Genomic DNA, 19,052 nt, shown 5'->3' with positions numbered 1-19,052 from the left:
GGTCGGGGTGCAAGGTGGGAAGGGCGCGATACGTGCTTTTGATGGCCCGGTGGACAAGGCCTTCGGTCTGGCGCATGGAGGGCGCCATGATCCGCAACGAGGCCGGCCCATGATCCGCGCGCATCTTGCCACGTTTCCCGCGCGCCGCGCCATTCTGGCAGACACGATCCGCAGCATCGCGCCGCAGGTCGATCGCCTGTTCCTGTGCCTGAACGATTACGACGCGATCCCGGCCTGGCTGGACGGGTTTGCCAACCTGCATCCCATGATCCCGGAAAGCGACCTGAAGGACACCGGCAAGTTCGCCTTCGATCCGCAGGATGACGACCTGGTCTTCACGATCGACGACGACATCCTTTATCCGCCCGACTATGTCGAACGGACGTTGCGGCAGGCCGAGGCCTTCGACCTGTCCCGCAGCATCGTGGGATACCAGGCAAACCGCTGGACCTTCAAGAAGGCGCAGGGCCGTCACGGCTGGAAGACCTTCATGTTCTTCAAGCCCTGCCGCAGGGCCGAAAGGGTCGATGTCCTGGGCACCGGCACCGCCTGCATGACGGGCCGCGCCATGCCGCGCCTCGGCGATCTTGCGGGCGCGGCGGGTTTCGTCGATATCCGCTTCGCCACCTGGCAGATGGACCGGGGGCGCGAGTTCTGGGTGCTTCCGCGCGGCGCGGATGACCTGCGCCGCAACCTGCCCGAGGACCTGAAGGCGACATCCCTGTTCCACACCGTCGCGACCAGCGGGCGGGCCGACCTGAGGGCCGAAACCCGCGCGCTGCTGGACCGCATCGGCTCCAGGGGCTAGCGCGCCTGGCGCAGCGCCACCGTCAGCGCCCGGTCCAGCGATTGCAGGAACCGCGCCCGGTCGGCACGCCCGAACATCGCGCCCCCGCCCTGCATGAACGGATTGGACGCGCGCAGATCCGCCATCAGGTCGCGCGTGGCCAGGCGCGGGCCGATATTGGCAAGCGTCAGCGCCTCGCCGTCATGGCGCAGCACCTGGGCGCCGGCCTTCAGGCAACGGTCGGCCAAGGGCAGGTCGCCCGTCACCACCACATCCCCCGGCCCGCAGTTGTCGGCGATCCACATGTCGGCCTGATCCGGCCCCTCGGCCACGATCTTCAATGTGACCAGCGGATTGGCGGGCACCCGCAGCCCGCCGTTGCAGACCAGCACCATCGGCACGCGCAGGCGGGTGGCCACCCGTTCCGCCTCGGCCTTGACAGGGCAGGCGTCGGCGTCGATGTAAAGCGTGGTCAATCGCGCAGCAGTTCGTTGATCGAGGTCTTGGCGCGCGTTTTCGCATCCACCCGCTTGACGATCACCGCGCAATAAAGGTTCACGCCGTTCTTCGACGGCATCGACCCCGCTACCACGACCGACCCGGCCGGAACCTCGCCATACATGACCTGGCCCGTCTCGCGGTCCAGGATCTTGGTGGACTGGCCGATGAAGACGCCCATGCCCAGCACCGACCCTTCGCGGACGATGCAGCCCTCGACCACCTCGGAGCGGGCGCCGATGAAGCAGTCGTCCTCGATGATCGTCGGGCCTGCTTGCAGCGGTTCCAGCACGCCGCCGATGCCCACGCCGCCCGACAGGTGGACGTTGCGGCCGATCTGCGCGCAGGATCCGACCGTGGCCCAGGTATCGACCATGGTGCCCTCGCCCACATGGGCGCCCAGGTTCACGAAGGACGGCATCAGCACCGCGTTCCTGCCGATGAAGGCGCTACGCCGAACGATGGCGCCGGGCACCGCGCGGAAACCCGCCGCGCGCCAGTCGGCCTCGGTCCAGCCCGCGAATTTCGACGGCACCTTGTCCCACCAGCTGCCGCCCTGCGGGCCGCCCGGCATCTGTTCCATGTCGTTCAGGCGGAAGGACAGCAGCACGGCCTTTTTCGCCCATTGGTTCACGTGCCAGTCGTTGCCGCGCCTTTCGGCCACGCGCAGGGCGCCGCTGTCCAGTTGCGCCAGGACCTCGTCCACCGCCTCGCGCACGAAACCGGTCGTGGCGGCGTCGATGTCGGCGCGGGCTTCCCACGCGGCCTCGATGGCGGTCTCAAGTGCTTGGGTCATGGCCTGTCCTCTGCGGCGGGTGGAAACTGTCACCCCGGGGCTATAAGCCTGGGACAAGGCCCGTGCAATCCGAGGATCCGATGACCGACGCGACCAAGACCGCTGAAGACCGCGCCCACCCCTTTCCCCACAGCGACGAGGACGCGGCCCGCGCCAGGCAAATCCCGGACACGCCGCAGACCCGCTCGCCCGCCTATCAACTGGCCTTCACCGACCGCGACTTCCTGCTGAGGGAAGAACTGCGTCCCGTCCGCCTGCAACTGGAACTGCTGAAGCCGCAGATGCTGCTGGACGAGGCCGGGGTCGAATCCACCGTGGTGATGTTCGGCGGCGCCCGCATCCCCTCGCCCGAAAACGCGGCCCATGCCCGCACCCCGGCGCTGGCCCGGCTGTCGGCCTATTACGAGGAGGCGCGGCTTTTCGCGCAGGACATGACCCGCCGCAGCCTGGAATCAGGCGGGCGCGACTTCGTGATCGCCACCGGCGGCGGCCCGGGCGTGATGGAGGCGGGGAACCTGGGCGCGCACGAGGTCGGCGGCAAGTCCATTGGCCTCGGCATCGTGCTGCCGCATGAACAGGCGCCCAACATCTATGTGACGCCGGAACTGTGCTTCAACTTCCATTACTTCGCGATCCGCAAGATGCATTTCCTGATGCGCGCCCGCGCGATCGCCATCTTTCCCGGCGGCTTCGGGACCCTGGACGAAACCTTCGAGGCCCTGACCCTGATCCAGACCCGCCGCATGGCCCGGGTGCCCGTGCTGATGTTCGGGCGCGCGTTCTGGGAGGGGATCATCAACTGGAAGGCCCTGGCCGAGGCCGGAACCATCAGCGAGGAGGATCTGGGGCTGATCCATTACGTCGAGACCGCGCAGGAGGCCGTGGCGATCATCGAATCCTGGCCCGCCCCGTGACCGGCACGAAACGCTTGCGCCGCGCCCGGCGCGCGGTCATGCAGATCCCATGACCGATGCGCTGCACGACCTGGGCTGGCAGCCCTTCTTCGCCGATCAGCTGACGCCCGATGATGCGGGCCTGGCGCCCATGCGCATCGCCTCGGTCCACCGGTCGCGGCTGATGGCCGAAACCGGAGGGGGGCAGGTCCGGCTGGATCTGCCGCTGCACGGCACGACCGCCGATTACGCCGTCGGCGATTGGGTGCTGGCCGAGGCCGACCGGCGGGTCGTGGTGCGCCTTTTGGACCGCAAGTCGCTGCTGCGCCGCCGGACCGAGGGGTCGGCAAGCCAGCTGATTGCGGCCAATGTCGATACGCTGTTCATCGTCACCTCGTGCAACGACGACTTCAACCCGGCGCGGCTGGAACGCTATCTGGCCCTGGCCAACGAGGCCGGAACCCATCCCGTCATCGTGTTGACCAAGATCGACACGGTGGAGGATCCTTCGGCCTGGCTGGCGCGCGCGCGCGATCTTCAGCGCGATCTGCCCGTGGTGGGGCTGAACGCGAAATCGCCCGATGCGGCGGCGACGCTGGCGCCTTGGTGCGGGCCTGGGCGCACCGTCGCGCTTGTCGGATCGTCGGGCGTGGGCAAGTCCACGCTGCTGAACACCCTGGCCGACAAGGCCCCCGACCAGGCGCAGGCCACCGGCGAGATCCGTGAATCGGACGCGAAGGGGCGCCACACCACCACCGCGCGGTCGCTGCATCCGGCGGCAGGCGGGGGGTGGGTGATCGACACGCCGGGGATGCGCACGCTGCATGTCAGCGACGTGGCCGCCGGGCTGGAGATGCTGTTCGCGGAAATCACCGACCTTGCGCCCCGATGCCGTTTCCGCGACTGCACCCATGCGCATGAACCGGGCTGCGCCGTGCAGGCGGCCGTGGCCGCGGGCGACCTGTCAGCCGAGCGGGTCGAACGATGGCGCAAGCTGGCGGAGGAGAACCGCGCCAATACCCCCGTCCAGACGGGTCCGCGCGGCAACCGCACGACGGTCCCGCGCGGCGGCAGGCGGCGCTAGATCACCCCGCCGCCTCGGCCGCGATCTCGGCCCGCGACTTGCGCCCGCGTTCGGTCGCCGACTTCAGCTGCCCGCAGGCCGCCATGATGTCCTCGCCCCGCGGCGTGCGGATGGGACTGGCGTAGCCCGCGTGATAGATGATGTCGGCAAAGGCATGGATGCGGTTGTTGCTGGACCGCTTGTAGGGCGCGCCGGGCCATTCGTTGAAGGGGATCAGGTTGATCTTGGCGGGGATCCCCTCGATCAGCTTGACCAGGCGGTGCGCGTCGGCGTCGCTGTCGTTCACGCCCGCCAGCATCACGTATTCGAAGGTGATCCGCTCGCTGTTCGACAGGCGCGGATAATCGCGAAGCGCGTCCAGCAGGGTCGCGATGTTCCACCGCTTGTTGATCGGCACCAGGACGTTGCGGACCTCGTCGGTGGTCGCGTGGAAGCTGACGGCCAGCTGGCAGCCGATCTCCTCGGCCGTCCGCGCGATCTCGGGAACCACGCCGCTGGTGGACAGGGTGATGCGGCGGCGCGACAGCGACAGCCCCTCGTTGTCCATGCAGACCTTCATCGCGTCACGCACGGCGTCGAAGTTATAGAGCGGCTCGCCCATGCCCATCAGCACGATGTTGCTGACCAGGCGCGTCTCGTCCTTGGGGGCACCGGGGACCGGCCATTCGCCCAGGTCGTCGCGGGCCAGCATCAGCTGGCCGACGATTTCGCCCGCGGTCAGGTTGCGCACCAGCTTCTGCGTGCCGGTGTGGCAGAACGAACAGGTCAGCGTGCAGCCGACCTGGCTGGACACGCACAGCGTGCCGCGCCCTTCCTCGGGGATATAGACCGTCTCGACCTCGTGCCCGCCCGCGATGCGGACCAGGTACTTGCGGGTGCCGTCGGCGCTGATCTGGCGGGTGACGATCTCGGGCAGGACGATCTCGAACCGCTCGGCCAGAAGGGCGCGATAGTCCTTGGCCAGGTTCGACATCCGCGCGAAATCGCGCACGCCCCAATGGTAAACCCATTGCCAGACCTGGCCCACGCGCATCTTCGCCTGTTTCTCGGGCGTCCCGGCAGCAACCAGCGCCTCGCGCAGTTGGTCGCGCGTCAGCCCGACGATGTTCACCCGCCCGTTGTCCGGCAGCTTGCGGGGAAGGGTCAGGACATCGGGCGTGACGGGCGCGTTCATGGGACTTCCGGTGCTGTGCGAAGACCCGCAGATAAGCGAAACGAGGCCGAAAATCAACCGGCCCCGCCCTTGCCTTGGTTCAAATATCCTGGGGGGTGAGACGCGCCCGAAAAAGGTCCAGTGGACCTTTTTCAGCGGCGAACGCCTGCCGCCTTGCGGCAGGCAGAGGGACGGGGGCAAAGCCCCCCACCCCTTACTCGCAGCGCGAGCGCGCCGTGTTCGTGGCCGCCGTGATCCCCGCCAGGCTGAACGTGTCCTTGGTCACGGTCCCGCGCGAGGACCGCCCGGTGATGACCGCGTTGGTGCCGCCGCGCAGGGCGGCGATCAGCTTTTCATCCTCGGACGCGCTGCCGGTCCAGGCGCTTTCGCCTTCGGTGAACAGGTTGAACTTGGTGCCGCCGATATCGACCTCGACCGTGCTGTCGGGGGCGAAGGGATAGCCGCCGCTGAAGGACACCTCGCCGGTGCCGCCGCGATAGGCCACGTACAGGCGGATGTCGCCGCGCGTCACCTCGCGCGGGTTGCCGTTCGCGTCGGTGTTCTGCGTGGCTTTCGGGGGCGACACGGCCCAGCATTCCTTGGGATTTTCCGCCGCGAAGACGGTCCAGTCGCCCTCGGTCGCGACGACATTGGTGGATTCCTGCGCCGCGGCGGTCCCCAGTCCGGTGATCAGGACAAGGGCGGCGGTCACGCCGCGCAGCGTGGTGTTGGTCATGCTCTGGCCTCCTGCCATGGGTTTCGCCACATCTGGGGGCGTTCTTCCCGATTGCTGTGGTCTTTTCAACCGCTCGCGGTCAGGATAGCCAAAATCATTGCGCGAGAAAGAGCGCAAGGCCGGAAATCGCGCAATTGTCAGGGGGACGGGCGATGCGTTCAGCCGATTTGATCGAGTTGTGGCGCGGCGGGCAGCGCGAAAGCCTGCATTGCGGCGATGCGGTCATCTGCGACACCAGGGGCGTGGTCGAGGCCTGGGGCCGACCCGGCCAGATCGTCTTTCCCCGGTCGTCCTGCAAGATGATCCAGGCGCTGCCGCTGGTGGAAAGCGGCGCAGCGGATGCGGCGGGGCTGACCGACCGGCACCTGGCGCTGGCCTGCGCCAGCCACAGCGGGGCGCGGATGCATGTGGACGCGGTGGACCAGTGGCTGCGGGACCTGGATCTCGCCGAGCATGACCTGCGCTGCGGCTGCCACATGCCGCAGGATCGGGATGAAAACCGCCGCCTGACCTGTGGCGACGAAAGCCCGTCGCAGCTTCACAACAACTGTTCGGGCAAGCACGCGGGCTTCCTGACCCTCAACCGCCACCTGCGCGGCGGGGCCGAATATGTGGACCCCAACCATCCCGTCCAGCAGGCCGTGAAGGCCGCCTTCGAGGACGTGACGGGCGAGGTCAGCCCCGGTTACGGCATCGACGGCTGTTCGGCCCCGAACTGGTCCTGTTCGCTGGCGGGATTGGGCCGGGCGATGGCCGCCTTTGCCGATCCGCCCGATGATGCGCGCGGCCGGGCCATGCGGCGGCTGAGGGACGCGATGCGGACCCATCCCGAACTGGTCGCGGGCGAGGGGCGGGCCTGCACGATCCTGATGCGCGCGGCCAGCGGCCATGTCGCCGCCAAGACCGGGGCCGAGGCGGTCTTCGTCGCCATCCTGCCCGGCCAGGGACTTGGCATCGCGCTGAAAGTGACGGATGGCGGCACCCGCGCCGCCGAGGCCGCGATCACCGCGCTGCTGGTGCATCTGGGCGTGCTGGAGGCGAACCATCCGGCGGTCGGGCGCTTCCTGACCGATCCGATCCGCAACTGGCGCGGCATCGTCACCGGAGAGATGCGCACCGCCCCCGGCTTTCCCGCCTAGATCATCTGCCAGATCAGCCGCAGCGCCAGCGCGGAGGATGTCACGACCAGCAGCGGCTTGATCAGCCGCGCGCCGATCCGGCTGGCCAGCCGCGCGCCCAGGGTGGCCCCCGCGATCTGCGCCGCGCCCATCACGACCCCCACCAGCCACAAGGGCTGGCCGAACAGCGCGAAGGCCAAAAGCCCGCCGAGGTTCGAGGCGAAGTTCAGAAGCTTGGTATGCGCCGTGGCCTTCAAGACGCCGTATCCCGCCAGGCTGACAAAGGCGATCATGTAGAACGACCCGGCCCCCGGTCCGATCAGCCCGTCATAGAACCCGACCAGCGGCACCGCCGTCAGCGCAAAGGCCGCTGGCGCGACCCGCTGCACCCGGTCCAGATCGTTCAGCCCCGGTTTCAGCGCGAAAAAGACCGCGATGGCGATCAGGATTACCGGAAGGATCAGCCGCAGCCTGTCGGTCGGCAGATAGCTGACCAGGGCCGCCCCCAGGGCGCCCGCCACCCCGGCGATCAGCGCCGATCGCCCCTGGCTGCGCAGATTGACCAGGTCCTTCGCGGCATAGCTGACGGCGGCGGTCGCGGCGCCAAAGACGCCCTGGACCTTGTTCGTCGCAAGCGCCTGCGCGGGCGGGACGCCTGCCAGCAGCAGCGCGGGCAGGGTGATCAGCCCGCCGCCCCCGGCGATCGAATCGATGAAGCCCGCCGCGAACCCGGCTGCGGCGAGAAGCAGAAGAAGCTCGAGGGAAAGGTCCAGCATGGCCGCGCCATGCGCTTTTGGGCGGGCGTTGTAAAGGCTGGGGGTTTCACACCCCCAGGCCCCCGTGGGATATTTGGACCAAGGCAAAAGCAGGAGCGGTTCATGTTCAGTCATTTGAGGCATCGCGTGGTGCAGGCGCCGATGGCGGGCACCTCGACCCCGGAGCTGGCGGTCGCGGTGTGCGAGGCTGGCGCGCTTGGCTTCCTGGCGCTTGGCACGCTTGACGCGGCGGGGGCGCGCAAGGCGATCCGGTCGGTGCGGCAGGGGACAGACCGGGCCTTCGGTGTCAACCTGTTCTGCCATGCGCCTGCCCGGCGCGATGCCGCGCGAGAGGCCGGCTGGATCGAGACCCTACGCCCGGCTTTCGGGCGATTCGGGGCCGAGCCGCCAACGGCGCTGTCCGAAATCTATCCGACCTTTCGCGGCAACGACGCCGTGCTGGCGGTGCTGCTGGCGGAACGACCCGCCATTGTCGGCTGTCATTTCGGCCTGCCCGGGTCCGACCAGATCGCCGCGCTGAAGGCGGCAGGGTGCAGGCTGTGGGCCACGGCGACCTCGGTGGCCGAGGGGCGGGCGGTCCGGGACGCCGGGTTCGACGTGATCGTGGCGCAGGGATACGAGGCGGGCGGCCATCGCGGCATCTTCGACCCCGATGGGCCGGATGGGCGGCTGGATCATCTGGCGCTTGTGCGGGCGTTGTTGCCGCTGGGCCTGCCGGTCGTGGCGGCGGGGGCGATCATGGACCGCGATTCGGCGCGGATTGCGATGGATGCGGGCGCCGTCGCGGTGCAATGCGGCACGGCCTTTCTGCGCGCGCCCGAATCTGCCGCGCCGCCTGCCCATCGCGCGGCGTTGTCGGGCGGGCGGACGGTGATAACGCGGGCGATCTCGGGCCGTCCGGCACGCTGCCTGGTCAACGATTTCACCGTTATCGACGATGCGGCCGCTGCGGATTATCCGGTGGCCTATGACATCGGCAAGGCGCTGAATGCCGCCGCCCTGGCGCAGGGGAACACCGGCTACGGCGCGTTCTGGGCGGGCACGGGCGCTACGGCCAGCCTGGCGCGGCCAGCGGCGGACACCGTGCGGGCGATCAGCCCGTGACGAAATCCTGCCTAGCATAGCCTTGCAGATACAGCAGCGCCGTCAGGTCGCCGTGGTTGATGCGGATGGGCGCCTGCGCCGCGACCGATGGCTTGGCGTGCAGCGCCACGCCCGTGCCGGCCATCTGGATCATCCCCAGGTCATTGGCACCGTCGCCCACGGCGATCACGTCGGCAGGCGTCAGGCCGCGCGCGGCGGCGATCTGGACCAGCGCCTCGACCTTGGCCTCGCGGCCCAGGATCGGCAGCGCGACGCGCCCGGTCAGCAAGCCCCCTTCGGCCAGCAGGGTGTTGGCGCGGTGTTCGTCGAAACCCAGGCGGTCGGCCACCGCCTGGGTGAAAGCGGTGAAGCCGCCCGAGACAAGCGCCGCATAGCCGCCGTTGGCGCGCATCGTCGCCACCAGGTCCGCGCCGCCTGCGGCCATGGTGATGCGAGAGGCCAGCACATCGGCAATGACGCTGTCCCGCAGCCCGGTCAGCAGGCCCACGCGTTCGGTCAGGGCGCCGTCGAAATCCAGTTCCCCGTTCATGGCGCGGGCGGTGATGTCGGCCACGCGGGGGCCGACGCCCGCCATGTCGGCCAGTTCGTCGATGCATTCCTGGCCGATCATGGTCGAATCCATGTCGGCCAGCAGGATCGCCTTGCGCCGCCCCTCGGTCGGCTGGATCGCCAGGTCCAGGGTCTGCCGCTGCAATTCGGCCCAGGCGTCCTGGAAATCCGCGGGCCTGTCGGCCACGTCGAACTCGGCCGCGATGGCGGGGTTCAGCCAGCGGACCGGACCGCCGCCCCAGCGGTCGGCCAGGCCTTGCGCCAAGGCTTCGGTCAGGTTGGCGCGCAGGGGCGATGCGATCAGCGAAACGGTGAACATGGGCCGCAACTCCTTTTGGCGGGGGTCTAGGCCAAGGCGGCGGGCTGCGCCAGAGGGCGGCGGATGCCAAGGAAGGGGCCGTCGCCCGCGGTGTCGATCCGGGCCATGGCGTCGGGGATCGGCTCGACGATCACGGACATGGTCCAGGCCGTCGCGTGGATCATCCGGTCGGGCGACATCGCCAGCGCCACATGGCCCGGCCAGAACAGCAGGTCGCCGCGTTGGATGCCGTCCGCCGCCGGAAAGGCCGCGCGTTGCAGGTCGCTGTCGCCGGGGCAGGGGATGCCGCACGCCGTCAGCGCCGCCTGGACAAGGCCCGAACAGTCGATCCCCCACCGGCTGTTGCCGCCCCACAGATAGGGGGTTCCAAGCAGGCTTTCCGCCACAGGCACCGGGTCCGTGGCGGGTTGGTCGCCGATATGGGGGACCGGGACGAAGCCGCCGGTCGCCAGCCGGGCAAAGCGCCCCTCGATCCCCGCGACCGACAGGCGCGCGCCCAGCGACAGGCTGGCCCGTTCCGGCTGCTTCATGTCGGGGGCGGGATAGACATGCGTGGCGGGCGCCGTCACCCGGTGGGTGATGGGCGGCAGGTCGGTGCCCAGCGTGGCGGCGGGCAGCCAGCCGCAATAGCCGTCCAGGTCGGTCTGCACGAAGCACCAGCCGTCCCGCGTCTCGATCACTGTCACGTCCGCGCCGAAATTCACCTGCCGGTCGCGCCGTCCGTCGGGCGCGGTCATCAGGTCGGCCAGCGGCACCGCCAGCCGCGCCGGGTGGCCGGGGGTATAGGCCGGGCGCTCGATCACGCCCGCCAGGCTGTCCAGGGCCACGCGGTCGGTCGCGGGCGTCAGGCGGCGGTCCAGGCTCATGGCAGGATCTGCGGCAGGGCCGCCAGGATCGCCCGTGCGCCTTGTCCCACGCCGCCCTTGGGACGGCCCGGCGCGGCGGCTGGCTGCCAGCCATAGATGTCCATGTGGACATAACGGCCCGCGCCCCCCGCAAAGCGGCGCAGGAACAGGGCTGCGGTGATCGACCCCGCCATGCCGCCCGAGGGGGCGTTATCGAGATCCGCGATCTGCGGCTCGATCTGCGATTCGTAGCCGTCCCAGAAGGGCATCCGCCACAGGGGGTCGCGCACCGCCATGGACGCGCGGGACAGCGCATCCGCCGTGGCGTCGTCGTCGCAATAGAAGGGCGGCAGGTCGGGACCAAGCGCCACCCGCGCAGCCCCCGTGAGCGTCGCCAGCGAGATCATCAGGTCGGGCGATTCCTCGGCCCCCAAGGCCAGGGCGTCGGCCAGGATCAACCGGCCTTCGGCATCGGTGTTGTTCACCTCGACCGTCAGGCCCTTGCGGCTGGTCAGCACGTCGCCCGGGCGAAAGGACGCGGCCGCCACGCTGTTTTCCACCACCGGCAGCAGCACCCGGATTCGCATCCGGTCCGCCGCCCCCGTCAGCGCCAGCATCCGCAGCAGGCCAAGCGCAGTCGCCGCCCCGCCCATGTCCTTCTTCATCAGCAGCATCGAGGCCGAGGGCTTGATGTCCAGCCCGCCGGTATCGAAACAGACGCCCTTGCCCACGACCGTCAGGCGCGGGCCGGTGTCCCCCAAGCGGATGTCGATCAGCCGGGGCGCCTGTTCGGCGGCGCGCCCGACCGCGTGGATCATCGGCAGGTTGGACCGCAGCAAGTCGGGGCCGGTGGTGACGGCGATGGCGGCGCCGATTTCATCCGCTAGGGCGCGGGCGGCGTCCTCCAGGTCGATCGGTCCCATGTCGTTGGCGGGCGTGTTGATCAGGTCACGGGTCAGGAACTCGCCCGCCGCAAGCGCCCGGACATGGGCGGCGTCGGTGCCCTCGGGGCAGGTGAACTGCGGGCCGGAATAGGGGCTGCCCTTGTAGCGGGTGAAGCGGTACTGGCCCAGCAGCAAGGCCAGCGCAGCCTCGTCCCGGTCGAGGCCTTCGGGCAGGATGGGCCGCCACGTGCCGGGGGGCAGCGCCGCCGCATGGGCCAGAACGAAGCGGTGGCGGCCCGCCTGCGCCCGGTCGCCAAGGCCCAGGAACGCCCCTGCCAAGCCGCCCGAGGCATCGGGCAAAAGGCAGATCTCGCCCGCCTTTGCCGCGAAGCCGCTGGCGGTGGGCCAGGGACCGGCCTGGTCGGCCAGGGGATCGCCCTTCCACACGGCCCAAAGCGGCAGGGCATCGGCGGATGGGGGGGCGAAGTCGGGGATCATGGGGCGGGTCCTTGTCTGTCCGGGCGCAAGACTACAGCCTGCGCTTGCGCCCGCAAGCCTAGCCAAGGCCGGCGCGGTCCCAGATCGCCGTCAGCGACCGGTTGCCGACCCGCATCAGCCGGGCATGAATGGCGCCAAGGGCCACCGGATCGTGCCTTTCCGCGCAACTGCCCAGATCCATGGCGACGCCCGCCAGCGACAGAAGGCCGATCTGCCAGGCCAGCCGGGCCAGCAGGTCGCATTGGCGTGCAGCCTCGGCCAGGTCAGAGGCGCAAAGGGCCTTGTCGGTGGCGGTCAGCGCGCCCGCCAGCTGTTCCAGGGCCAGCCCGATGACGTTCTGCGCCGCCGTTTCGCCCAGTTCGGTCACAATATCGCCCACGCGGCGGGAATCCACCCGGACCGGTTCGGAAACGGCCAATGCCGTGATCTGTGCCATTTGCCTTGCCTTTGCCTTGCACGTCCAGTCCTGCCACCATGACCCGGGGCGGTGAAGAAAGGCTTGCCGCGACCGCAAGAAATCTCTCGAATTTGTTTCAATGACGCCCTATCACACGGCGGGACAAGAGAGGTGAGACATGCACAACATCCGCCCCCTGCCGCAATACCTGGTCAGCCGCTTCCATGGCTGGCGGGCCACGTCCTATTCCGAAAACAGCGCCTGGTACCGCCGCCTGGCGACCGACGGCCAGCGCCCGCGCGCGATGGTGATTTCCTGCTGCGACTCGCGCGTCCACGTCACCAGCATCTTCGGCGCGGATTCGGGCGAGTTCTTCATCCACCGCAACATCGCCAACCTGGTTCCGCCCTATGCGCCCGACGGGTTGCAGCACGGCACGTCCGCGGCCGTGGAATACGCGGTCCAAGCGCTGAAGGTCGCGCATCTGATCGTGGTGGGTCATACCAGCTGCGGCGGCGTGGCGGGCTGCCACGCGATGTGTTCGGGCCACGCGCCGGAACTGGAGGAAAAGACCAGCTTCGTCGGCCGCTGGATGGACATCCTGCGCCCCGGCTACGAGCGGGTCAAGGATCTGCCCGAGGACCGGCAGGTCGCCGCGCTGGAGCGCGAGGCCGTGCTGGTGTCGATCGAGAACCTGATGACCTTCCCCTTTGTCCGTTCGGCGGTCGAATCGGGGCAGATGTCGATCCACGGCCTGGTCCACGACATCAGCGAGGGCACGCTGTCCCAGGCCATTGACGGCGGGCAAAGCTGGACGGTGATCTGATCGGGCGCCCGGCGCCGGTCAGGCGTCGGGCTTCCAGCGGATCACGCGCCACAGATAGAGCGCGATGATCCCCACCACGACCGCCGTGGACACAGGGTTGACCCAGTGTTCGACCCGTTCGTACTGGTCCTCCAGAAGGTATCCCGCCAGTGCCAGGCCGCCCGACCAGATGAAGCTGCCAAGCCCGGTGTAAAGCAGGAACTGGCCTTGCGGCATCCGCTCGATCCCGGCGGGGATCGAGATCAGCGTGCGCACGGTGGGCACGAAGCGGCCGAAGAACACGACCGCGCGGCCGTGGCGGTGGAACCAGTTTTCGGCCTTCTCGAACTCGGACGGGGTGGTGGTCAGCCAGCGGCCGTGCCGTTCGATCAGGCGGCGCATCCGGTGCGCGCCCACGGCGCGGCCCGCCAGATACCACAGGTAAGCGCCTGCCAGCGACCCAAGGCCCCCGGCCAGAACCGCCAGCCACAAGGGCGTGCCGCCGCGCGCGGCGTTGAAGCCCGCCAGCGGCATGATCAGTTCCGACGGGATCGGCGGGAAGACGTTTTCCAGCAGCATCAGGGCGGCGATGGCCAAGGCCCCGCCGCTGTCCAGGAATCCGGTGATCCAGTCGAACACCGCCTCAGCCCTTTTTCAGGACGCGGTTGCCCAGCAGTTCCGCGATCTGCACCGCGTTCAGCGCCGCGCCCTTGCGCAGGTTGTCGCTGACGCACCACAGGTTCAGGCCGTTTTCGACCGTCACGTCCTGGCGGATCCGGCTGACATAGGTCGCGAAATCGCCCACGCATTCGACCGGGGTGGTGTATCCGCCGGGTTCGCGCTTATCCACGACCAGGATGCCGGGCGCCTCGCGCAGGATGTCGCGGGCCTCGTCCTCGTCCAGGAAATCCTCGAACTCGATGTTGATGGATTCGGAATGGCCCACGAAGACCGGGACGCGCACGCAGGTTGCCGTGACCTTGATGGCGGGGTCGAGGATCTTCTTCGTCTCGGCCGTCATCTTCCATTCTTCCTTGGTGTCGCCGCTGTCCAGGAAGACATCGATCTGCGGGATCACGTTGAAGGCGATCTGCTTCTGGAACTTCTTGGCCGCGACCTCTTGCCCCGGGACATACATGCCCTTGGTCTGGTTCCACAATTCGTCCATGCCCTCTTTCCCGGCGCCGGACACGGACTGGTAGGTGCTGACCACGACCCGCTTGATGCGCGCGCGGTCATGCAGCGGCTTCAGCGCCACCACCATCTGCGCGGTCGAGCAGTTGGGGTTCGCGATGATCATCTTGTTCTTGTAGTCATGCACCGCCTCGGGGTTCACCTCGGGCACGATCAAGGGGATCTGGGGGTCGTAGCGGTAGAGCGAGGAGTTGTCGATCACCACGCAGCCCGCCGCGGCGGCGCGGGGGGCGTGGATCTTGGTCGCGTCCGACCCGATGGCGAACAGCGCGATGTCCCAGCCGGTGAAGTCGAACTGCTCGATGTCCTTGACCTTGAGGGTCTTGTCGCCAAAGCTGACCTCGGTGCCCTGCGACCGGCGCGAGGCCAGCGCGGCAATCTCGTCCACGGGGAACATGCGTTCATCGAGGATGTTCAGCATTTCGCGGCCCACATTGCCCGTGGCGCCGGCGACGACGACTTTGTAGCCCATCTCCCTGGGACTCCTTTTCTGGCGGTCAGGGGCGTTTAGCGCAAGCAGGGGGGCAAGGGAAGGGGAAAGGCCCGGGGGCCGCGGCCCGCCGGGTCACGCCAATGTCAACCGCCGCCCGGCCGGGGCGCGCTATCCTGGGCGCAGCAAACCGGAAAGGCCCGCCATGTTCCGCACCCTTTGGTCCGCGACCCTTGCCCTTGGCCTGGCGATCGCCGCCGCTGCCCCGGCGGGGGCGCATCACGGCTGGTCCTGGGCCGAGGAGGACCAGGTCCGGCTGGAAGGCGTGATCGAGGACATTTCCATGAACCCGCCCCATCCCAGCCTGCGCGTGCGGGCGGCGGACGGCACGGTCTGGTTCGTGGAACTGGGCAATCCCGGGCGCACCGCGCGGTCGGGGTTTGCGGGCGACACGGCCAGCGTCGGCGACGCGGTCACGGTGATCGGCAACCGCGACCGCGATCCCACTGAAGCGCACATGAAGGCCGTGCGCATCGTGATCGACGGGCGGACCTACGACATGTATCCCGAACGCCTCCGGTCCGACTGACGGGGGATGGAGCCTCTCGCCTGGATCGAGGGCCTGGCCTTGGCGCGGGCGCTGCGGGGGTCGGGCGAGTTCTACATGGTCATGAACGCGGCGCATATCCTGGGGATAGGGCTGCTGGTGGGCGCGATCCTGCCGCTGGATCTGCGGGTGCTGGGGGTTCTGCGCGGGCCACCCCTGCCGGTGATCGGGCCGTTCCTGTCGCGGATGGCGGGCATCGGGTTGGGGCTGGCGATGCTGACGGGGTTCTGCCTGTGGTCGGTGGATGCGCGCGAATACCTGGGCAACGCGGCCTTTCGGTGGAAGCTGGTGTTGCTGGCCCTGGGCCTGGCAAATGTCGCGCTGATGCATGGAGTGGGGTGGAAGCGGGTCATGGCCACCGGGCGGCCAGGCCCGACAGCCCGGATCCTGGCCGCGATGTCGGCGGCGATCTGGCCGGGGGTGCTGCTGGCGGGGCGGTGGATCGGGTTCTTGTAAGCCTGGACACGGGATTGCCGGGCGGGACAAGGAAATGCGACGAGCATTTCCCCCGCCCGCTAAGCGACGGTGCCACCAAAGACGGTGCCGCTCCGCGACCACGAGAGGCCAGCGCCCGACCCGAGGGGGGCGTGAAGCGCCCGCCTGGGGGCGGGGCGGGCGCTGGCCGGGCCTTTGAGGCCCGGCGGTTCGGGTTGATATGGCGCGACGTGGCGAAGGCGATGGCCTTCGCCAATCCACGCACAGCCACCTAGGCCAAGGCCAACCGCCCATCCGTTCGCCGCAGATCCTCCACCCAAGCCGCCTCGGCCCCGAAATCATGCGGCACCTGATCGGCGGTGCGGCGGCCCGACAGGCTCTGGCTGGCGAAGAAGTCGAAGCCGTAAAGCGTCAGATCGGTCAGGCGCGACCGCAGCAACAGGTCGATCATCATCGCCCCCGTGGTGGGCGGGGCGGCGAGGCGGTCCTTCAGCGCGCGGTAATCCCCAAGCGGGTGCAGGTAGAAGCCGGGGCCGGTTGCCGTCCGCCAGTCCAGCCGCTTGCGCTTGGGCGACATCCACAACAGGCGCGCGGGGTCCAGGCGGGCGCGGTCCTCGTCCGGCAGGCGCACCGCCAGCGCCAGCCAGTCGGTGCGGGTGCCGTGGCTGGCCGCCTGGGGCATAGGCGCGCGGTTGATGCGGATCACCAGGTCGGCGGCGTCGATGGCCGCGCCGTGTGCGCTGTCCGCCAGCGACCGGGCATTGCCGATCAGGGCGACCGACTTGCCCTCCAGATCCGCCAGCAGGTTCCCTTGCGGGACCGACAGGGCTTGCAGCGCGCCCTCGTCGCGCATCAGGCGGGCGGTGTAGAAGGCCAGCCTGTTCATGGCCGGGCCAGCAGGTCGTTGTAGATCGCGACCAGGGCGCGGGCCTCGCCCTCGATGGCGTGGTTCGCCGTCACATGGGCGCGGGCGGCCCGGCCTGCGGCTTCGCGGGCGGCATCGTCGTCCAGCCAATGCCGCAGCGCCCCGGTCAGCGCGTCCCCATCGTCGGGCGGGACCAGGCTGCCGGTCACGCCGTCGCGGATCAGCGTCTCATAGGCGCCGACGCGGGCGGCGACGGTGGGAACGCCGCAGGCCATGGCCTCCAGCGGCGTCAGGCCAAAGCCTTCCCAGCGGGCGGGGGCGGCGAACAGGTCGAGCGCCTGGTAATGGCGCACCACCTGGTCCCATGGCAGTTCGCCCAGGAAACGGATGCGGTCGGCCAAGCCCGCCGCGCGGATCTGGGCCAGCAAGCCGTCGGCGAAGGCGCGGTTGTCGGGGGTGATGCGGCCCGTGAAAACGATCTGCGCGCGCGGACGATCCGGCAGCAGCCGCAGCCCGGCGCGGACCAGCAGGTCCACCCCTTTCTGCGCGCGCACCCGGCCGAAGCAGCCGACCAGCACGGCATCGGGATCAAGGCCCAGCTCGCGGCGCAGCGCCGCGCGGTCGGCGGGCGGCTGGAAGATCGCGGTATCCACCCCATGCATTACCACCGTCGCGGGCCGGTCCAGATAGCCGGCCGCCTTGTCCGAGGTCGCCACAAGCGCGTCCTGCTGGCGGATCAGCCATTTGGTGAACCCCGTATGCCGCCGTTGCGCGGCCGAGGTGAACAGCAGCCGGTATTTCCGCCGCAGCACGCGGCGCAGGATCAGCCCCAAGGCCATTTCCGTGTTGCGCCGGGCGTGCCAGACCCGCCAGCGGTCGCGCGGCATCAGAACGGCGCGGATCAGGGGGATGTGCGGCACCTCGGGCGGCAGACCAGGACCGGTCGCGCGGATCGCGATCAGCCGGGCCTGCACCGGGATCAGCCGGACCACGGTCGCGGTGACGCCCGACAAGCGGCGCTTGAGGTTCGGGGCGATGACCAGGGGGTCAGCCATGCTTGGCCTCGGGCGTCAGGAAATACAGGGCAAAGCCCCCGGCAAGCGGGACCAGGAAGAACAGGAACAGCATGGCGAAGGCCTGCGGCGGGGCGAAGGCCCCGGACGCCGCCTGGAACACCGGGCGGCTTGCGAACTGCATCACCCCCACGCCCCCGATCGAGATCATGTTCAGGAACGTCACCCCCCGCCCGACCAGGTGGTCGGGCAGAAACGACCGGCCATGCGCCATCAGCAGCACATAGCCCGCCCCCGACAGCCCGATCAGCGCCAGAAGGACCACGGCCAAGCCCAGTCCGGGATCGGGTTTCAGGACCAGGAACCCCATCACCGCCAGCGTGGCCCCGGTGAAGATCAGCACCGTCCGGCGCAGGCTGCCCACCAGCCGCACGGCGGGGGGGACCAGGAAATTGCCCGCGATCATCGCCAGCCCCATGGCCAGCGTCGCCCGCCCGATCAGGTTGGCATCGGCGCCGAACACCTGTTCCAGATAGGGCGCGGCCCACAGGCCTCGGATCGCGCCGGATGCGGCATAGTTCACGAAGAACAGCGGCATGATGAACCACAGCGCGCGGATGCGCAGCACCTCGGCCAGCGATCCCTGCGGGTGATCCGCGCCCAGGCGGGCGGGATCGCGCACGCTCAGCAGGATCAGCCCCGCCACCGCCACGGTCGCCGCGCCCAGGGCGCCCATGGTCGCCCGCCAGCCGAAGGCCTCGATGGCCCAGACCAGCGGCGTCGCGCCCAGGATGTTGCCCAGCGACCCGAACCCCACGATCATCCCGGCCAGGGCGCCAAAGGCCGCCGCCGGATATTCCCGCGCGATGATGTAATATGATCCCATCAGCGCGGGCGCGCAGCCCACGCCCAGCAACGCCATCGCCAGATGCAGGTGCCAGGGTACCTGCGCCAGGGCAAAGACCGCCGCCCCCGCGCCCCCGGCGCCCCCCAGCAGCAGGGCCACCGTCAGGCGCGGCCCCCAGCGGTCCAGCATCCGCCCCACCGGGATCTGCATGGCCGCGAAGGCCGCGAACCACAGCCCCGACGACAGCGCCAGGTCGCCCGGGGCGGCACCCAGTTCGGTTCCCAGGACCGGCGTCAGCACCGCCAGAAAGGCGCGATAGAACTGGGAAAGGACATAGGCCAGCACCAGACTGACGATGCCGATGGACAAGGCTGGCATGCGCGGCGTTCCTCCCTCGCGGTTCGGCCGCAGGCTGGGCC

The 19,052-nt window shown here is 69.4% G+C and carries 22 protein-coding genes; 8 read left to right on the top strand and 14 right to left on the bottom strand.

The features are described 5' to 3' along the window. Positions 1-109 precede the first annotated feature (109 nt). Positions 110-808 (top strand): hypothetical protein, encoded by a 699-nt coding sequence (locus GIY56_RS08205; protein ID WP_154764320.1) that lies wholly within the window; start codon positions 110-112, stop codon positions 806-808. Here GIY56_RS08205 and GIY56_RS08200 read toward each other — a convergent pair. Continuing rightward, complete coding sequence (locus GIY56_RS08200) at positions 805-1,263, bottom strand: YaiI/YqxD family protein (protein ID WP_154764319.1); 459 nt, start codon at positions 1,261-1,263, stop codon at positions 805-807. The genes GIY56_RS08205 and GIY56_RS08200 overlap by 4 nt on opposite strands. Continuing rightward, a complete protein-coding gene (gene dapD / locus GIY56_RS08195) occupies positions 1,260-2,081 on the bottom strand; it encodes a 2,3,4,5-tetrahydropyridine-2,6-dicarboxylate N-succinyltransferase (RefSeq protein ID WP_154764318.1) in 822 nt (273 codons plus the stop codon). The genes GIY56_RS08200 and dapD overlap by 4 nt, the downstream gene beginning before the upstream one ends. 80 nt (positions 2,082-2,161) lie before the next feature. Between dapD and GIY56_RS08190 the strand changes: the two genes are divergently transcribed. Both GIY56_RS08190 and rsgA read left to right on the top strand, forming a co-directional pair. Beyond that, entirely contained in the window at positions 2,162-2,995 is an 834-nt protein-coding gene (locus GIY56_RS08190) for an LOG family protein (protein ID WP_154764317.1), read from the top strand. A gap of 49 nt (positions 2,996-3,044) precedes the next feature. Next, positions 3,045-4,058: a ribosome small subunit-dependent GTPase A gene (gene rsgA / locus GIY56_RS08185; RefSeq protein WP_154764316.1), complete on the top strand. Its 1,014-nt coding sequence runs from the start codon at positions 3,045-3,047 to the stop codon at positions 4,056-4,058. Position 4,059: 1 nt separating this feature from the next. On the opposite strand, the gene rlmN is transcribed toward rsgA, so the two are convergent. Together rlmN and GIY56_RS08175 are read right to left on the bottom strand one after the other, a co-directional pair. Beyond that, positions 4,060-5,232 (bottom strand): 23S rRNA (adenine(2503)-C(2))-methyltransferase RlmN, encoded by a 1,173-nt coding sequence (gene rlmN, locus GIY56_RS08180; protein ID WP_154764315.1) that lies wholly within the window; start codon positions 5,230-5,232, stop codon positions 4,060-4,062. Between the two features lie 193 nt (positions 5,233-5,425). Further along, a complete protein-coding gene (locus tag GIY56_RS08175) occupies positions 5,426-5,947 on the bottom strand; it encodes an invasion associated locus B family protein (protein ID WP_154764314.1) in 522 nt (173 codons plus the stop codon). 152 nt (positions 5,948-6,099) lie between these two features. Between GIY56_RS08175 and GIY56_RS08170 the strand changes: the two genes are divergently transcribed. Further along, positions 6,100-7,086 carry an asparaginase gene (locus GIY56_RS08170; RefSeq protein ID WP_154764313.1) on the top strand — a complete coding sequence of 329 codons (987 nt, stop codon included), beginning with the start codon at positions 6,100-6,102 and terminating at the stop codon, positions 7,084-7,086. Here the strand turns inward: GIY56_RS08170 and GIY56_RS08165 are convergent. Beyond that, complete coding sequence (locus tag GIY56_RS08165; protein WP_154764312.1) at positions 7,083-7,841, bottom strand: TSUP family transporter; 759 nt, start codon at positions 7,839-7,841, stop codon at positions 7,083-7,085. The genes GIY56_RS08170 and GIY56_RS08165 overlap by 4 nt on opposite strands. A gap of 102 nt (positions 7,842-7,943) precedes the next feature. Between GIY56_RS08165 and GIY56_RS08160 the strand changes: the two genes are divergently transcribed. Beyond that, positions 7,944-8,945 carry an NAD(P)H-dependent flavin oxidoreductase gene (locus tag GIY56_RS08160; RefSeq protein ID WP_154764311.1) on the top strand — a complete coding sequence of 334 codons (1,002 nt, stop codon included), beginning with the start codon at positions 7,944-7,946 and terminating at the stop codon, positions 8,943-8,945. On the opposite strand, the gene serB is transcribed toward GIY56_RS08160, so the two are convergent. From serB to GIY56_RS08140, 4 genes are read right to left on the bottom strand one after another with little or no spacing between them, the layout of a single operon-like run. Continuing rightward, positions 8,935-9,813 carry a phosphoserine phosphatase SerB gene (serB, locus tag GIY56_RS08155; RefSeq protein WP_154764310.1) on the bottom strand — a complete coding sequence of 293 codons (879 nt, stop codon included), beginning with the start codon at positions 9,811-9,813 and terminating at the stop codon, positions 8,935-8,937. The two genes, GIY56_RS08160 and serB, sit on opposite strands and share 11 nt — an antisense overlap. Before the next feature lie 26 nt (positions 9,814-9,839). Further along, positions 9,840-10,679: a C40 family peptidase gene (locus GIY56_RS08150; protein WP_154764309.1), complete on the bottom strand. Its 840-nt coding sequence runs from the start codon at positions 10,677-10,679 to the stop codon at positions 9,840-9,842. After that, positions 10,676-12,040 carry a leucyl aminopeptidase family protein gene (locus GIY56_RS08145; protein WP_154764308.1) on the bottom strand — a complete coding sequence of 455 codons (1,365 nt, stop codon included), beginning with the start codon at positions 12,038-12,040 and terminating at the stop codon, positions 10,676-10,678. The genes GIY56_RS08150 and GIY56_RS08145 overlap by 4 nt, the downstream gene beginning before the upstream one ends. 58 nt (positions 12,041-12,098) lie before the next feature. Further along, entirely contained in the window at positions 12,099-12,476 is a 378-nt protein-coding gene (locus GIY56_RS08140; RefSeq protein WP_154764307.1) for a hypothetical protein, read from the bottom strand. 139 nt (positions 12,477-12,615) lie between these two features. Between GIY56_RS08140 and GIY56_RS08135 the strand changes: the two genes are divergently transcribed. After that, on the top strand, positions 12,616-13,263 hold the full coding sequence (locus tag GIY56_RS08135) for a carbonic anhydrase (RefSeq protein ID WP_154764306.1): 648 nt from the start codon (positions 12,616-12,618) through the stop codon (positions 13,261-13,263). A gap of 18 nt (positions 13,264-13,281) precedes the next feature. Here the strand turns inward: GIY56_RS08135 and GIY56_RS08130 are convergent, their stop codons facing one another. Then, positions 13,282-13,881 (bottom strand): DedA family protein, encoded by a 600-nt coding sequence (locus GIY56_RS08130; protein ID WP_328288479.1) that lies wholly within the window; start codon positions 13,879-13,881, stop codon positions 13,282-13,284. Between the two features lie 4 nt (positions 13,882-13,885). Continuing rightward, on the bottom strand, positions 13,886-14,908 hold the full coding sequence (locus GIY56_RS08125; RefSeq protein ID WP_154764305.1) for an aspartate-semialdehyde dehydrogenase: 1,023 nt from the start codon (positions 14,906-14,908) through the stop codon (positions 13,886-13,888). A gap of 163 nt (positions 14,909-15,071) precedes the next feature. Here GIY56_RS08125 and GIY56_RS08120 point away from each other — a divergent pair, with 163 nt between their 5' ends. Together GIY56_RS08120 and GIY56_RS08115 are read left to right on the top strand one after the other, a co-directional pair. Then, positions 15,072-15,455, top strand: coding sequence for a DUF6152 family protein (locus GIY56_RS08120; RefSeq protein ID WP_154764304.1), 384 nt, complete (start codon positions 15,072-15,074; stop codon positions 15,453-15,455). Between the two features lie 6 nt (positions 15,456-15,461). Next, a complete protein-coding gene (locus GIY56_RS08115; RefSeq protein WP_154764303.1) occupies positions 15,462-15,929 on the top strand; it encodes a DUF2214 domain-containing protein in 468 nt (155 codons plus the stop codon). 250 nt (positions 15,930-16,179) lie between these two features. Here the strand turns inward: GIY56_RS08115 and GIY56_RS08110 are convergent, their stop codons facing one another. From GIY56_RS08110 to GIY56_RS08100, 3 genes are read right to left on the bottom strand one after another with little or no spacing between them, the layout of a single operon-like run. After that, the gene (locus GIY56_RS08110; RefSeq protein WP_154764302.1) at positions 16,180-16,794 is read right to left on the bottom strand and encodes a glycosyltransferase family 29 protein; all 615 of its coding nucleotides are present in this window, start codon (positions 16,792-16,794) and stop codon (positions 16,180-16,182) included. Next, complete coding sequence (locus tag GIY56_RS08105) at positions 16,791-17,828, bottom strand: glycosyltransferase family 4 protein (protein WP_154764301.1); 1,038 nt, start codon at positions 17,826-17,828, stop codon at positions 16,791-16,793. The genes GIY56_RS08110 and GIY56_RS08105 overlap by 4 nt, the downstream gene beginning before the upstream one ends. Further along, entirely contained in the window at positions 17,821-19,011 is a 1,191-nt protein-coding gene (locus GIY56_RS08100) for an MFS transporter (RefSeq protein ID WP_154764300.1), read from the bottom strand. The genes GIY56_RS08105 and GIY56_RS08100 overlap by 8 nt, the downstream gene beginning before the upstream one ends. Positions 19,012-19,052 lie beyond the last annotated feature (41 nt).

The sequence above is a fragment of the Paracoccus lichenicola genome, from assembly GCF_009708075.1.
Lineage (GTDB): Bacteria > Pseudomonadota > Alphaproteobacteria > Rhodobacterales > Rhodobacteraceae > Paracoccus > Paracoccus lichenicola.
This window is presented reverse-complemented; position numbering and strand designations above follow the sequence as displayed.